General features: G+C 61.5%; 14 protein-coding genes. 10 read left to right on the top strand and 4 right to left on the bottom strand.

Going from position 1 to position 14,687, the window contains the following annotated elements:
- The first annotated feature begins 91 nt into the window (after nt 1-91).
- Complete coding sequence (gene ahpF / locus HWX91_RS07995; RefSeq protein WP_028194611.1) at nt 92-1,684, top strand: alkyl hydroperoxide reductase subunit F; 1,593 nt, start codon at nt 92-94, stop codon at nt 1,682-1,684.
- A 359-nt stretch (nt 1,685-2,043) separates the two neighbouring features.
- Nucleotides 2,044-3,198 carry an alkane 1-monooxygenase gene (locus HWX91_RS07990; protein WP_028194610.1) on the top strand — a complete coding sequence of 385 codons (1,155 nt, stop codon included), beginning with the start codon at nt 2,044-2,046 and terminating at the stop codon, nt 3,196-3,198.
- An 89-nt stretch (nt 3,199-3,287) separates the two neighbouring features.
- On the opposite strand, the gene HWX91_RS07985 is transcribed toward HWX91_RS07990, so the two are convergent.
- On the bottom strand, nt 3,288-3,701 hold the full coding sequence (locus HWX91_RS07985) for a DoxX family protein (RefSeq protein WP_028194609.1): 414 nt from the start codon (nt 3,699-3,701) through the stop codon (nt 3,288-3,290).
- A 100-nt stretch (nt 3,702-3,801) separates the two neighbouring features.
- On the bottom strand, nt 3,802-4,527 hold the full coding sequence (locus HWX91_RS07980) for a pirin family protein (RefSeq protein ID WP_028194608.1): 726 nt from the start codon (nt 4,525-4,527) through the stop codon (nt 3,802-3,804).
- A 134-nt stretch (nt 4,528-4,661) separates the two neighbouring features.
- Between HWX91_RS07980 and HWX91_RS07975 the strand changes: the two genes are divergently transcribed.
- Nucleotides 4,662-5,540: a LysR family transcriptional regulator gene (locus HWX91_RS07975; RefSeq protein ID WP_028194607.1), complete on the top strand. Its 879-nt coding sequence runs from the start codon at nt 4,662-4,664 to the stop codon at nt 5,538-5,540.
- Between the two features lie 287 nt (nt 5,541-5,827).
- Here HWX91_RS07975 and HWX91_RS07970 read toward each other — a convergent pair whose 3' ends face one another.
- Nucleotides 5,828-6,844 carry a 1-aminocyclopropane-1-carboxylate deaminase gene (locus HWX91_RS07970; protein ID WP_028194606.1) on the bottom strand — a complete coding sequence of 339 codons (1,017 nt, stop codon included), beginning with the start codon at nt 6,842-6,844 and terminating at the stop codon, nt 5,828-5,830.
- A gap of 160 nt (nt 6,845-7,004) precedes the next feature.
- Here HWX91_RS07970 and HWX91_RS07965 point away from each other — a divergent pair, with 160 nt between their 5' ends.
- The 5 genes from HWX91_RS07965 to HWX91_RS07945 all read left to right on the top strand — a co-directional run bounded on the left by HWX91_RS07965 (nt 7,005) and on the right by HWX91_RS07945 (nt 11,336).
- Complete coding sequence (locus HWX91_RS07965) at nt 7,005-7,547, top strand: Lrp/AsnC family transcriptional regulator (protein ID WP_028194605.1); 543 nt, start codon at nt 7,005-7,007, stop codon at nt 7,545-7,547.
- A gap of 135 nt (nt 7,548-7,682) precedes the next feature.
- A complete protein-coding gene (gene msrB / locus HWX91_RS07960) occupies nt 7,683-8,195 on the top strand; it encodes a peptide-methionine (R)-S-oxide reductase MsrB (RefSeq protein WP_028194604.1) in 513 nt (170 codons plus the stop codon).
- A 19-nt stretch (nt 8,196-8,214) separates the two neighbouring features.
- A complete protein-coding gene (msrA, locus tag HWX91_RS07955) occupies nt 8,215-8,958 on the top strand; it encodes a peptide-methionine (S)-S-oxide reductase MsrA (protein WP_028194603.1) in 744 nt (247 codons plus the stop codon).
- Nucleotides 8,959-9,374: 416 nt separating this feature from the next.
- Nucleotides 9,375-10,271 carry a MipA/OmpV family protein gene (locus HWX91_RS07950; RefSeq protein WP_028194602.1) on the top strand — a complete coding sequence of 299 codons (897 nt, stop codon included), beginning with the start codon at nt 9,375-9,377 and terminating at the stop codon, nt 10,269-10,271.
- A 255-nt stretch (nt 10,272-10,526) separates the two neighbouring features.
- The gene (locus tag HWX91_RS07945) at nt 10,527-11,336 is read left to right on the top strand and encodes a helix-turn-helix transcriptional regulator (RefSeq protein ID WP_028194601.1); all 810 of its coding nucleotides are present in this window, start codon (nt 10,527-10,529) and stop codon (nt 11,334-11,336) included.
- A gap of 134 nt (nt 11,337-11,470) precedes the next feature.
- Here HWX91_RS07945 and HWX91_RS07940 read toward each other — a convergent pair whose 3' ends face one another.
- Nucleotides 11,471-12,412: a LysR family transcriptional regulator gene (locus tag HWX91_RS07940; protein WP_028194600.1), complete on the bottom strand. Its 942-nt coding sequence runs from the start codon at nt 12,410-12,412 to the stop codon at nt 11,471-11,473.
- A 151-nt stretch (nt 12,413-12,563) separates the two neighbouring features.
- Here HWX91_RS07940 and HWX91_RS07935 point away from each other — a divergent pair, with 151 nt between their 5' ends.
- Both HWX91_RS07935 and HWX91_RS07930 read left to right on the top strand, forming a co-directional pair.
- The gene (locus HWX91_RS07935; RefSeq protein ID WP_028194599.1) at nt 12,564-13,763 is read left to right on the top strand and encodes an amino acid aminotransferase; all 1,200 of its coding nucleotides are present in this window, start codon (nt 12,564-12,566) and stop codon (nt 13,761-13,763) included.
- A 60-nt stretch (nt 13,764-13,823) separates the two neighbouring features.
- Nucleotides 13,824-14,615: a class II aldolase/adducin family protein gene (locus HWX91_RS07930; protein ID WP_028194598.1), complete on the top strand. Its 792-nt coding sequence runs from the start codon at nt 13,824-13,826 to the stop codon at nt 14,613-14,615.
- Nucleotides 14,616-14,687: the final 72 nt, after the last annotated feature.

The raw sequence follows: 14,687 nt of genomic DNA, 5'->3' as shown, positions 1-14,687 counted from the left end.
TTACCGCGGTTCGTACGTCTCCGGGCTGCGCGCTCCTATCCGGATGCGCACAGCGCGGGACCCAACACCCCTCGTCACGGAATCGAAAGCCATGCTGGACGCCAATCTCAAGACTCAGTTGAAATCCTACCTCGAGAAGGTTAGCAGACCTATCGAGATCGTTGCTTCGCTCGACGACAGCGCGAAATCGCAAGAGCTGCTGGCGTTGCTGAACGATATCGCGACGTTGTCGGAACGCGTCACCGTGATCGAACGCCGCGGCGACAGCGAGCGCAAGCCGTCGTTTTCGATCGGCGAGCCGGGTAAGGAAACGGGCATCCGTTTCGCCGGTATTCCGATGGGGCATGAATTCACGTCGCTCGTCCTCGCGCTGTTGCAGGTCGGCGGCCATCCGGTCAAACTCGACGACGCGGTGATCGAACAGATCCGCAATCTCGACGGCGACTATCAATTCGAAACGTATTTTTCGCTGTCATGCCAGAACTGCCCGGAAGTCGTCCAGGCGCTGAACGTGATGGCGCTGCTCAACCCGCGCATCCGTCACGTGGCGATCGACGGCGCGCTGTTCCAGAACGAAGTCGAAGCGCGCCAGATCATGGCGGTACCGACCATGTTCATGAACGGCGAAGTGTTTGGCCAGGGCCGCAGCGGTGTGAAGGAAATCCTTGCCAAGCTCGACACCAATGCCGGTGCGCGTGCTGCGAAGGAACTGGAAAAGAAGCCGGTGTTCGATACGCTGATCGTCGGCGGCGGCCCTGCCGGCGCGGCCGCGGCGATTTACTCGGCGCGTAAGGGCATTGCCACGGGCGTGGTGGCCGAGCGCTTCGGCGGCCAGGTGCTCGATACGCTGGCGATCGAGAATTTCGTCTCCGTCACGGAAACGGAAGGACCGAAGTTCGCGATGGCGCTCGAGCAGCACGTGAAGAGCTACGAAGTCGACATCATGGACGTGCAGCGCGCCGAAGCGCTGATCCCGGGCCGCATCAACGAGGTGCGTCTGGCGAATGGCGCGGTGCTGAAGGCAAAGACGATCGTTCTGGCAACCGGCGCGCGTTGGCGCGAAATCAACGTGCCGGGCGAGCGCGAGTACCGTAACCACGGCGTGGCGTACTGCCCGCACTGCGATGGTCCGCTGTTCAAGGGCAAGCGCGTGGCGGTGATCGGCGGCGGCAACTCGGGCGTCGAAGCGGCGATCGATCTCGCGGGTCTGGTGCGTGAAGTGACGCTGCTGGAATTCGGTGCGCAACTGCGTGCCGACGAAGTGCTGCAACGCAAGCTGCGCAGTCTCGCCAACGTGACCATCGTGACGCAGGCACAGACTACGGAGATCACCGGCGACGGCAAGAAGGTCAACGGTCTGGTCTACAAGGACCTGCGCTCGGGCGAAACGAAGAGCATCGAGCTCGAAGGCGTGTTCGTGCAGATCGGCCTCGTGCCGAACACCGAATGGCTGAAGGGCACGGTCGAGTTGTCGAAGCACGGCGAGATCGTCGTCGATGCGCGCGGCGCCACGTCGGTGCCGGGCGTATTCGCGGCCGGCGACGTGACCACGGTTCCGTTCAAGCAGATCGTGATTGCCGTAGGCGAGGGTGCGAAGGCGTCGCTTTCCGCGTTCGATCACCTGATCCGCAACAGCGACGCAGACGAAGTGGTCAGCGAGGCGGAAGCTGAAGCGGCAGTTTGATAAGCGTTGTGTGAGTAGAGAACGGCGGCCTGCGGGCCGCCGTTTTTGTTTGTGGTCGGTCTGGATTCGCGTGAATGCGGCTTCGATCGCACGCGTTTTCGCGTGACGGCGGCGCCGACGCTCCGAAATGCACTGCAGCAAACAGGCAAACGCCCGTTTCATTCACCCGCTCGACGCCCATCCTTCCTGCCGCGTTGAGCGCCCCTTTGTTTGGAGCCTCCCACCTGGGCCAATTCCTTGGCTATCCCACCGCTCAGGCCATATAAATCTGGGGGTCGGGCGCGTCCCGCCGACAGGCGTACTGGTTCGCAAGCGCACAGCGTGCTGCCGCCAGGCGACATAAAACAAGGAGGGAGACAATGGCAATATCGCAAGCAGCCCCCGCCCGGTGGGTCGACGGCAAGCGCTATTTGTGGCTGCTCGGTGCGCTCACCATCACCTTGCCGCTGCACGCCGCCAATCTGGCGTTGCAGACCGGCTGGCATATCTTCTGGTGGTTCGGGCCGATTTTCGTGTTCGGCATTATTCCGGTGCTCGACTATCTGATCGGCGACGATCCGAGCAATCCACCGGAAGACGTCGTCCCCAGGTTCGAACGGGAGCGCTATTATCGCCGCGTGGTGTATCTCGCCACCTTCATCGAATATGTGTCGTTCTTCGGCTCACTGTGGATCGTCGGCACGCACGCGCTGACGTGGTACGACTATCTCGGTTTCGCGCTCTCGCTGGGCGCCGCGACCGGCGTGTCGATCAACACCGCGCACGAACTCGGCCACAAGACCGACGGCTTCGAGAGATGGCTCGCCAAGATCACGCTGGCGCCGGTCGCTTACGGTCATTTCTTCGTCGAACACAATCGTGGACATCATGTGCGCGTGGCAACGCCGCCCGATCCGGCGAGTGCGCGCTACGGCGAATCGTTCTGGCGTTTTCTGCCGCGCACCGTATTCGGCAGTATCGCGTCGGCGTGGCGCCTGGAGAAGCAGCGGCTCGAACGCCTTGGCAAGTCGCCTTGGACATGGCGCAATGAAGTGCTGCATTCGTGGGCGATGACGGCGGTGCTGTGGGGCGCGATGGTTGCGCTGTTCGGCAAAACGGTGATTCCGTTTCTGCTGATTCAGGCGGTGTATGGCGCTTCGTTGCTCGAAGTGGTCAATTATCTGGAGCACTACGGGCTCGGCCGCAAACAGCTCGCCAGCGGCCGTTATGAGCGTTGCCAGCCGCAGCACTCATGGAACAGCAATCGCATCGTGACGAATCTGTTTCTGTACCAGTTGCAGCGTCACGCCGATCATCATGCGAATCCGACGCGCTCTTATCAGGCACTGCGTCATTTCGACGGCGCGCCGCAGTTGCCCTCCGGTTACGCGACGATGATCATGCTCGCGTACGTGCCGCCACTGTGGTTTCGCGTGATGAACCCGCGTGTGGTCGCGCATTATCAAGGCAATATGGCGCAGTCGAATATCCGGCCGGCCATTCGTGAGCGAGTGCTGGCGCAGTTTGCCGGCTAGCGCGCACCGCTTGATGATGCAAATAAAAAGCCGCCCGGGCAATTGGGGCGGCTTTTTTGCTGCGCTTGCGGAACAAGCGCACCGTGGTCCTAACGGCGGTCGATCGAATACTTGCCGGCTCCGGTCACACACAACAGCAGCAATCCACCCATGATGCTGATGTTCTTGTAGAAGTTGATCATGTTTTCGTACTGGGCGGCGCCCGTCATGTTCCAGAAGTGGTGGCCAATGATCGCCGTGCCCAGCGTATAAAGCGCCAGCAGCAGGGCAAGCGGGCGCGTGTAGAAGCCCACCAGCAGCGCGATGCCGACCACAAACTCCATCACCACCGCGATGACCGCCGACAATTCCGGAACCGGCGCGCCGGTGGACGTCATATAGGCGACGGTGCCGGCAAAGCCGGTCAGCTTCGACCAGCCAAAGATCACGAACAACACCATCAACAGGATACGGGCGACGAGAACAACGGCGTCTTTCTGGTTTTCAAATAGCGTATAGCGCATGATTTTTCTCAAAAGGTAAGGAAAGGGGCCGGCTCGCCGCGAACTGCGCAGCGAGCCACGCTTAAGCCTGCCGCTTAATCGGCTTGTTTCACTGAACCGCTTAAGCCCACAACTCCGACACTTCAATATTGCGCAGATCGAACACCAACACCTCCGCGTCGTGACCTTTTGTGAAGGTCAAGGCTTGTTCGTCGCGGACCCGTGCGCCGTCGCCTTCGCCAAGCTCGACGCCGTTCACTGTGACGCTGCCGCGCGCCACATGAATATAAGCATAGCGATTACTGGCCAGTTCGAGGCGTGCAGTTTCGTCACCGTCCAGAAGACCGGCGTAGACCCGGGCATCCTGTTGCAGCACCAGCGAACCGTCCGCACCGTCCGGCGACATCACGAGACGCAACACGCCGCGCTTCTGGTCCGCGCCAAAATGACGTTGCTGGTAGCGCGGCGCGGTGCCTTGCTTTGCCGGCGCAATCCAGATCTGCATGAAGTGCACCGGCTCGCTCTTCGAATGGTTGTATTCGCTATGCGCGACGCCGGTTCCCGCGCTCATCAACTGGATGTCGCCGGGCACGATCACCGAGCCGGTGCCCATCGTGTCCTTATGTTCCAACGCGCCTTCCAGCACGTACGAAAAAATCTCCATGTCGCGGTGCGGGTGCTTGCCGAAACCCTGAGCCGGTGCAACGCGGTCGTCGTTGATCACGAGCAGGTCGGAAAAGCCGTTCTGTTTCGGATCGTGATAGTTCGCGAAAGAAAACGTATGACGCGAGCTGAGCCAGCCGTGTTCCGCGCGGCCGCGTTGATTGGCGTGTCTGATATCGAGCATCGTGTTTCTCCTGGTTCTGGTGGACGATCCGGCCAGATGTTTGGCCGCGATCCATGAACGACAGTTTAGGTCAATCAGGATGGTTATAATCGGGTGTAAATAGGAAACAGTGTCTCGATGAGGTGGACAATACGATGCAACTCGATGACATGCGGATCTTCGTCGCCACGGTCGACGCTCATAACTTCACCGCGGCGGCAAAGCGGCTGGCGCTGTCCAAGCAGTTCGTCAGCCGGCGCGTGATGGCGCTGGAGGAACGGCTTGGCGTGCAGTTGCTGATCCGCAATACGCGCAAGCTGGCCGTGACCGAACTCGGGCAGGAGTTTTATGAGCGCGCGCGGCGCATCCTCGGCGAGGTGGAAGATGCGGAACAGGCCATGTCGGCGGGGCGCGCGGGGCCGCGTGGGTTGCTGCGGGTCAGTGCGCCGATGTCGTTCGGGATGACGCATCTGTCGCCGTTGGTGGCGAGTTTCCTACGTGAGCATGCGGAGGTGCGCTTCGATATGGAGTTGAGCGATCGCACCGTCGACGTGGTGGGTGAGGGGTTCGATATGGCGATCCGGATCGGCACGTTGCCGGATTCGACGCTGATCGCGCAGAAGCTTGTCGATGTGAGGATGGTGGTGTGTTGTAGTCCGGGGTATGTGCGGCGGCGTGGGGCGCCGGTTGGGCCTGCCGATCTGGCGCGGCATTCATGCCTGTTGTATGGGCACGGTGGGGTTGTGAGTTGGGATTTTGTTGTGGATGGGGTTTCGAAAGGGTTTGAGGTGCATGGGCCGCTGCGGGCCAATAATGGAGAGTTGATTCGCGATGCTGCGATCGCCGGGCTTGGGATTGTTCGGCTTCCTGATTTTATTGTTTCTCAGGCCGTTGAGAGTGGGCTGCTGGTGAGTGTGCTTGATGAGTTTTTGCCTTCGGCGGCTACTGTTTATGCGGTGTATCCGCAGCATCGGCAGAGTTCGGTCAGTATTCGGGCTTTTGTGGCGTTTTTGAGGGAGGGGTTGAGAGGGTGAGCTGGTTTTTTTGGTCTTTTGGCCTTTCCTTGTTTTGTTAGTGGTCTATTAGCGTTGCCCCTGTGCGGGGCGGCACCTACTTTTCTTTGCCGGCCGCAAAGAAAAGTAGGCAAAAGAAAGCGGCTTTACACCGCCAGCTCATAAGCGGGTCCCCCGCACAGCCACGGTAGTGGTGCATCTGGAATCTGTGTTCTCGCGCATTCCGCCTTAGTGACAAGGCAGTCATACCTCCGGCGGCGCTGCGCGCGCCGATGCGTATTTCTATGACCCGTCGTCCGTTTTTCTCTTTACCCGTTTCGGAACAGGAAGCTGTAGCCGTTCAGTGCGGGGACGCCACCCAGGTGCGCGTACAACACGCGTGAGCCCTCCGGGAATTCGCCGTTGCGAACCATGTCAATCATGCCGTGCATCGATTTTCCTTCGTACACCGGATCAGTCAGAACGCCCTCGAGTCTCGCGCACAGGCGGATCGCCTCTAACGTGCCGTCGTTCGGTAAGCCATACTCCGGGCCGCCGTAGCGCTCGTCCAATACCACGTCCTTGCTCGTAATGTCGCGCTCAAGCGCCACTTTTTCCGCAGTCTGCTTCGCGATTCGGATGATCTGCTCCCGCGTCTGCGCAGGTTTCGCAGATGCATCAATGCCAATCACCCGCTCGGCACGGCCGTCGGCAGCGAAACCCACCACCATCCCCGCCTGAGTGCTGCCCGTCACGGAACACACCACGATATAGTCAAACTTGAAACCGAGTTCGACCTCCTGCCGGCGTACCTCTTCAGCAAAACCGACAAACCCCAGGCCGCCCAGCGGGTGGTCCGAACAGCCAGCCGGGATCGCGTATGGCTTGCCGCCCGCAGCACGCACGCTCGCCAGGGCGTCCTCCCAACTCTTGCGGAAACCAATGTCGAAACCGTCGGAAACCAGCCGGACGTCAGCGCCCAGAATGCGCGACATCTGGATGTTGCCGACCCGGTCGTATACGGCGTCCGAATAGTTGACCCAGTTCTCCTGCACCAGCACGCACTTCATCCCCAGATGCGCGGCAACCGCCGCTACCTGACGGGTCTGGTTCGACTGGATGCCGCCAATCGATACCAGCGTGTCACACCCCTGCGCCAACGCCTCAGGAATCAGATACTCAAGCTTGCGCGTCTTGTTGCCGCCAAACGCAAAACCACTATTGCAGTCCTCACGCTTCGCATACAAATGCACCTTGCCGCCCAGGTGGTCACTCAAACGCTTCAGCGGCTGGATCGGCGTGGGCCCGAAAGTCAGGGGGTAACGTGCGAATCGTTGCAGGTTCATGGCAGCTCCGAAATGATAGGTTCGGCGCGAGCAGCAAGCCGCCGCGCTATCCAGATGGTAGGGAAAAGCGCTCGAAATGAGCTTGCAAATAAATTCTCTCCAGCATACTTTTTAAAATATTCAATCGAAGATGACCTAATAAAAAACCGGTCAGGAAACAATGAGCACAATAAAAGTTCGTAGCAGATCCGTTGCCGCCGAGGTGCCCGCCGCCCCAAGCGCAACCGCGCGAGCCGACTCGCTCCACGCGCTCGATCGCATCGACCGGGCGATCCTGCGTCAATTGCAAACCGACGCGTCGATTTCGAACGTGGCGCTGGCGGCCAAAGTCAAACTGAGTGCGCCGGCCTGTCTGCGGCGCGTCGAGCGGCTAAAGGAGTCGGGGCTGATTCGCGGCGTCGTCGCGTTGATCGACCCGAAGGCGGCCGGGGCGGGCATGCTGGTGATCATCGGCGTGGTGCTGGATCGGTCCACGCCGGAGTCGTTCGCCGAGTTCGAAAAAGCCGCGCAGAAGGTGGCGGGCTGCATGGAATGTCACGTCGTGACCGGTGAATTCGACTATTTCATGACGATCCGCACGCGCGACAGCGAGAGCTTCAATCGTCTTCACGCGGAGCAGTTGCTCTATCTGCCGGGCGTCCGGCAAATCCGCTCCTTTATGGTGCTCAAGGAGATTCTGTCGACCACGAAATTTCCGCTGTAACCACCGCCATCACGCAAAAAGAGGCGCATGCTGTCATAAACACCGTGGCTGGCCGACTAAGTGTCGGGACCACTCGCGGGCGGCGCGTTCAGCGCCTGAACGGGTGAACGGTACGGACTTTCCGGGACGATCATCATGGCTTGCAGCAGACGAAGTTTCTTCAGGTTAATCGGCGCGGTGTCGCTCGCGGGCAGCACCGCCGCGTGGCGCACCGCACGCGCGGCGGAGTTGGGCGCCGCGGCGGCTTACGAGGTCGCGCACAGCGACGCCGAATGGCACAAGCTCCTGACAGACGCGCAGTACCGCGTGCTGCGCGAGGCGGGTACGGAGCGGCCGTTCAGCAGCCCGCTAAACGACGAGCACCGCGTCGGCACGTTTGCGTGCGCCGGCTGCGCGCTGCCGCTGTTCTCTTCGAAAACGAAGTTCGATAGCGGCACCGGCTGGCCGAGTTTCTGGCAGCCGCTGGATCACGCGGTCATCACGCGGACCGACAAGTCGTTCGGCATGACGCGCGACGAAGTACTGTGCCGGCGCTGCGGCGGCCATCTGGGGCATGTATTCGACGACGGTCCCAAACCGACCGGCCTGCGCTATTGCATGAACGGCCTCGCGCTCACTTTCACGCCCGCTGCGCGCGGTACCAGTTGATCGAATCAGGACAGACATCATGAACATCGAGAAACGCATCATCGGCAAACCGGCCCGCTCGCGCGGCGCGGCCATCGCGCTTTCGCTCGGGCTCGGCGCGCTGGCGCTGCTGCTGGCGCAGCGCGTGGCCTTTTCGTCGGAAGCCGGGGTTGTCATTGCGCCGCCCGCGCTCGACGAACCCGTCTCAGCCACGAGCGCGCACGAAGAAACCGCCATATTCGCGGGCGGCTGCTTCTGGGGCGTTCAGGGCGTGTTCCAGCACGTGCGAGGCGTCACGAAGGCGGTCGCGGGCTATTCGGGCGGTCAGCGCGACACGGCGCAGTACGAGATCGTCAGCGGCGGCGACACGGGCCACGCGGAATCCGTGCAGGTCACGTTCGACCCCACCAGGGTCAGCTATGGGCAGTTGTTGCAGGTCTACTTCTCGGTGATTCAGGATCCGACCGAGTTGGACCGCCAGGGGCCGGACAGCGGCACGCAATATCGTTCGGCGGTGTTCCCGCTCAATGACACACAGCGGCATGTCGCGCAAAGTTACATCGCGCAACTCGACAAAGCGCATGCTTTCCCGGCGCCGATCGTCACGAAGACGGAGCCGTTCAAGGGCTTTTATCCGGCCGAGTCGTACCATCAGAACTACCTGACCTTGCACCCGAACTCCGCCTATATCGCCATCAACGATATGCCGAAGATCGCCAATCTGAAGCGGCTGTTCCCGAATCTCTACCGCGACAAACCCGTGCTGGTCGAAGCGGCGCAGTAGCAACGCAAACGCCGCGCGGGCGGCAATCTTCCTGTTCCGGCGCCGTGTCACGCGGCGCCGGACGTTTTTTTGTGGCTGTATTCTGCCTGTCACCATCGCCACGGCATGCTTGTCAGCATCCGTCGGTCCGTCCTTGCATTGTCCCTGTCCGAACCGGTCCTCCAGCGACCAGGCCCGCATTTTGCACAGCAGCATGCGTCGACAAATCTTCCGCAGGTCACGGTTCGTACCAAGGCGCAATTGACGGGGCGGCATCTGGTTCGACCACTGCGTTTTGTCAGACAAGGCATGTCGTTTGCTGAAAGAATTACATGCTGCGCGTAGTAAATGCGGCATTCGCCCGGACGTTTGTGATCAGTTCTGGAGTCCGGGCGAGAACCTAAACCCTTCGCGAAATGCGAGAACGGAGGCTTCTGGTGTTGAACAGCCGTAGAAAGCGAATCGGCAAGATTCGTAATAAACGAACAAGTATCGCGGCAAAGTCTCTGGTCGCCGTGACCCTGGGTGGTATCGGCGTTCTGCCGGGCTCGGCGCAGGCTCAAACGCCTTCGCCATTGGGCGAATGGCAGTATTCCGTAGGCATTCCGCTGCAGAAGATGTGGCAGCCGGAGATTCCGGACTGGCAGGTGCGTGTTGGCGCGGCGACGTCGTTCCAGCCGCGTTACGAAGGCTCGGACAGGTATCACCTGATGGCGGGTCCAAGCGTCGACGTGCGTTACAAGGACCTGTTCTTCTTTTCGAGCGGCGAAGGCCTCGGGGTCAACTTCGCCCAAGGGCAGAACTGGCGCGCGAGTCTTGCAGCCGTCTACGATCTCGGGCGCCGCGCGCATGACGATCAGCAGGAGTTGAACGGACTCGGCAACATCAATCCCGCGCCGGGCCTCAAACTCTCCGGGGAATATGTCGTGTCGAAGGATTTCCCGCTCGTGCTGCGCGCGGATGTCCGGCGCTATTTCGGCGGCTCGAACGGCTGGATCGGCGATCTCGGCGCTTATATGCCGTTGCCGGGCAGCTCCAAGAAATTCTTCTGGTTCGCCGGGCCGAACGTGACGCTTGCGGACTCTAACTACATGAATGCCTGGTATGGTGTGAACCAGAATCAGGCGGCGCACTCGCAATATTCGCAGTATCACGCGAGCGCGGGTTTCAAGTCGGTAGGGTTCGGCGTCAGCATGGTATGGCTATTCGACAAGCACTGGTTTGCCACCGCCGACGGCGCATTCGAACAACTGGTCGGCAGTGCGGGCAATAGTCCAATTACGCACACCAGGGCCACCGGTGTAGCCGATATCTCGATCAACTATCGCTTCTGATGGACGCGCGGGTTTGCTGCAAGGCGCGATAGCCGGTGTCTTTCGCGACGGCCGGGCTACGGTCGTTGCGCAGTGGACCCGCTAACCCCGCCCATTGTCAATCAACCGGGCTGGCGCGTGGCAGAAGACTGCGCTGTTCTGCCACCCGCGCTTCCAGAAACCGCTGCCACGCCGGGTCCCGTTCGACATTGGCTCGCGCCCCGTTGTGCTACGCTTGCCGGACCGAAACCCAAGCTTGGCAAGCTCGCCTTTATCATGCGTTCCTGGCGCGTATCCACACCGCCCCGCAGCGGGCACATCAATACCTCGCGTGTTACCGACCTCGTCATGTCGATCTCGCATGCCGACCCGGACGCGCTTGCTGCAAGTATTCTGAAAACCGTCGGCGACGCGCTGCCCGTTTCGCAGTGCACGATTTTTGCCTATGAGTTCGACGCGCGGCCGCGTACCGTCTCCGCCGCCGACCATCGGGGCGGCCGCTTTCTGCGCAATGTCGCCGACCACTACGCGACGCACTTCTATGCCCTCGACGGCAATCGCGCCATCATCGGCCGTCCGCAAGCGAAGCAGCCGCAGGAGGCGTTAGTGCTGCACCAGCAGCAAAGCGAAGAAATCGAAAACGAAGCCTACCGCGCCGCCTGCTATGCGCAGCCCAACGTGTCCGACCGCTTATCGTTGCTTCTGCAACCAATGGAAAGCGTCTGGCTGTCGATCAATCTGTATCGCGACCGCGCCTATGGCATGTTTCAACCGGGTGAACTGGAGCATGTGGAGAGCGTGGCGCACCTGTTCGCGCATGCGGCGAAAAGCCATTACGCGCTCAATGGCCAGCATCAGCAAGGTACGGCAGCCGCGATGCTGGCGCGCGTGAGACGGGCCTGCCCGACACTGACGCCGCGCGAGATCGACGTGCTGCGCGGCACGCTGGAAGGCGCCAATGCGGCCGAGATCGCCGCGCAAATGGGGATCAAGGCCACTAGCGTGATTACGTATCAGAAGCGCGCTTACGCCCGGCTGGGTATTTCCAGCCAGCGCCAATTGTTCGCGCTATGTTCTGCTGCCTGAGTGGCGTTGAGCGGCCCTAAACGAGCCTGAGCGGTTCGAAGCCGGCGCGCCGAAGTTGCAGCGATCGCCTCGCGGCGCCGCAGTTGACGGGCTACCGCCAAACAGCCGGACTGCAATCGCTCCCGGCTCGACAATCATCCCCGTTTAGCCCGTGCGTCGGCCTGCGTCTCACGATCCCAGCGCTTCAGCCACGGCATGATGAATTCCGCGAAGCCGTCGGCCGGTGGCGACAGCGCACGTTCGGTCGAGCGATACACGCATACCTCGCGGATGGTCTCCGGATCGACAATGCGCTTCATCACCAGACCGAAGGTTCGCGCGAGCGGCGCGACATAGGCGGGCGCGAGCGTGACGGCGAGCCCCTGTGAAGCGAGGCCGAACGCGGTGGTGACGTTGTCCACCACATCCACCGGAATGATGCGCGCTTCCACCGGCAGATTCGCCAGCATCTGTTCGACAGCGCGCTCGTGATCGCGGCCGGTGGCCACGATCGGCACGTCGCGCAAATGCTGCCACTGCACCCGGCGCCGCGCGCTCAACGGATGCGTTGCCGCGCACCACATCACCCATGGGCTCGCGAAAGCCGGATCGCAACGCACCCGCGTGCCGCTCTGGCGATCCGGGCCGATTGCGAGGTCTACGTCGCCACTTTCCACGCGTTCCACCAGTTGCTCGACCACGGTATCGCAAATGCGTACGACCACCTTCGGCTTGTCGCGCGCATATTCGGCGATGGCTACCGGCAGCGCGGTCGCTGCGAGCACTAGCGGCGCGCCGACCCGCACGATGCCGGCGGCGCGATTGCGGATGTCGTCGGCGGATTGGGCGGCGGCGCGTACATGGCGCAGCACCGATTCGGCCGACGACAGAAAATCCTGCCCCGCGCTCGACAGGTTGACGCGCCGCGTCGTACGGTCGAACAGGCGAAAACCCAGTTCGGATTCCAGTTCGGCCAGCAACTGGCTGACCGCCGACGAGGTCAGCCCGAGCCGGTCCGCCGCCGCGCCGATGCTGTGCAAATCGACGATGGCGAGGAAGGCTTCGAACTGACGGATGGTGACGCGCGTAAGTGGCATCAGGCGATTCTAAAGAAAAACTTACTAATCGTGAAAAAACGATTGATTGTATGTGGCGAGCCGTTGGCCGACACTCGTGCTGGTCGACGCGAGGAGGGAACCCGCTTAGACTTTCGTCTTGCCCACGCGGGGCTCCACTCAAGGAATTGCCATGTTCGACCACATTCCCGCCTATCCGGGCGACCCAATCCTGAGCCTGAACGAGGACTTTCAACTCGACCCGCGGCCCAACAAGGTCAACCTGAGCATCGGCATCTATTTCGACGACGCCGGCAAGCTGCCGGTGATGGACGCCGTGCGGCACGCCGAAACCGCGCTGCTCGGCGCGATCGGCCCACGCTCCTACCTGCCGATGGCGGGTCTGCCGCTGTACCGCGACGCCGCGCAGGCACTCGTGTTCGGCGCGAATCACGAAGCGCGTGCGGCGGGCCGCATCGCGACCTTGCAGACCATTGGCGGATCGGGCGCGCTGAAAGTCGGCGCGGATTTTCTGAAGCGTTATTTCCCGGCCTCGCAGATATGGATCAGCGATCCGAGCTGGGAAAATCATCGCGTGGTGTTCGAAAACGCGGGCCTCACGGTCAACACTTATCCGTATTACGACGAACACACCGGCGGCCTGCGTTTCGCCGACATGATCGAGACGATTGGCCGCTTGGCGGAGCAGAGCATCGTGCTGCTGCACGCGTGCTGCCACAACCCGACCGGCGTCGACCTGAGCCCCGCGCAATGGGCGGAACTGGTGCCGGTATTGCAACGCCGCAAGCTGATTGCGTTCGTCGACATGGCGTATCAAGGTTTCGGTTCGGGCCTCGAGGAGGACGCCGCCTGCGTGCGCCTGCTCGCCGATGCGGGCGTGCCGTTGATCGCCGCCAATTCGTTTTCAAAAAACTTTTCGCTGTACGGCGAGCGCTGCGGCGCATTGAGCGTGGTGTGCAAGAGCCGGGACGAGGCGGCTCGCGTGCTCGGCCAATTGATGTCGGCGGTGCGCGCCAATTACAGCAATCCGCCGACGCATGGCGCACGGCTCGTTGCCAATGTGCTGTCGGACGTGTCCTTGCGCGCTTCGTGGGAAGCGGAACTCGCTACTATGCGCGAACGGATTCTGGCCATGCGCGGCACGATTCACGACGGCCTCGCCGGCCGCGTCGATGAAGTGATGCGCGCGCGTTATGTCGCGCAGCGCGGCATGTTCACCTACACGGGCCTGAGCGAAGCCCAGGTCGAGCGTTTGCGCAGCGAATATGCCGTGTATGTGCTGCGTTCGGGGCGCATGTGCGTGGCCGGATTGAATGCGCGCAACGCGGGCTATGTGGCGTCGTCGATCGCGGCGGTGGTGGCAGGCGCTTAAGCGCTGCGACGCGCAACGGCTGCGCATTCGACTCGGTGAACGATAACAATGGAGACCCTGATGACGATTCTCGAAGTACAACCGGCGAGCCCACCGAAGTCCGCGGCGATGCATCCCGACGAATGGCAGGCGCGCGTGCAACTGGCAGCGTGCTATCGCATCTTCGATCTGCTCGGCTGGACCGAGATGATCTACAACCACATCACGTTGCGCGTACCGGCCAGCGTCAGCGGTGACGAGCGTCACTTCCTGATCAATCCGTTCGGGCTGCATTACAGCGAAGTGACGGCGAGCAATCTCGTGAAGATCGACGCTCAGGGACGCGTGCTCGACAACTCGCCGTATCCGGTGAATCCCGCGGGCTTCGTCGTGCATGCGGCAATTCACGAAGGTCTGGCCGACGCGCACTGCGTGATGCACACGCACACCACGGCGGGTGTCGCGGTGGCCTGCCTCGAAAACGGTTTGGAGCAGACCAACTTCTATAGCGCGCAGTTGCACGACCGTATCGCGTATCACGATTTCGAAGGCATTACGGTGCATGCGGAAGAAGGGCCGCGCCTGCTGGAACATATCGGTAACAAACAGGCGGTGATCCTGCGCAACCATGGCCTGCTTTCATGGGGCCACACATTGCCGCAGACTTTCGCTATCCTGTGGACGCTCAACCGCGCGTGCGAAATTCAGATGGCCACATTCTCGATGGGTCGCGCGCGGCCGGTGCCGGAAGATGTGGCGATCCGCTGTTCACGCGATTCGTTGCAGTTCGATCCGCGCCACGGTGCGGGACAGGATGTGTTCGACGCGCTGGTGCGGCGCGTGGATCGCATCGACGCGAGCTATAAGGAATAACGCAAGGAATAGTGCAAGCAATAACGCAAGGCTTAACGCAAAGCCAGGCTCAGGAATCAAAGCAAGGATTGA

The organism is Paraburkholderia fungorum (assembly GCF_902833645.1).
GTDB lineage: Bacteria > Pseudomonadota > Gammaproteobacteria > Burkholderiales > Burkholderiaceae > Paraburkholderia > Paraburkholderia fungorum.
This window is presented reverse-complemented; position numbering and strand designations above follow the sequence as displayed.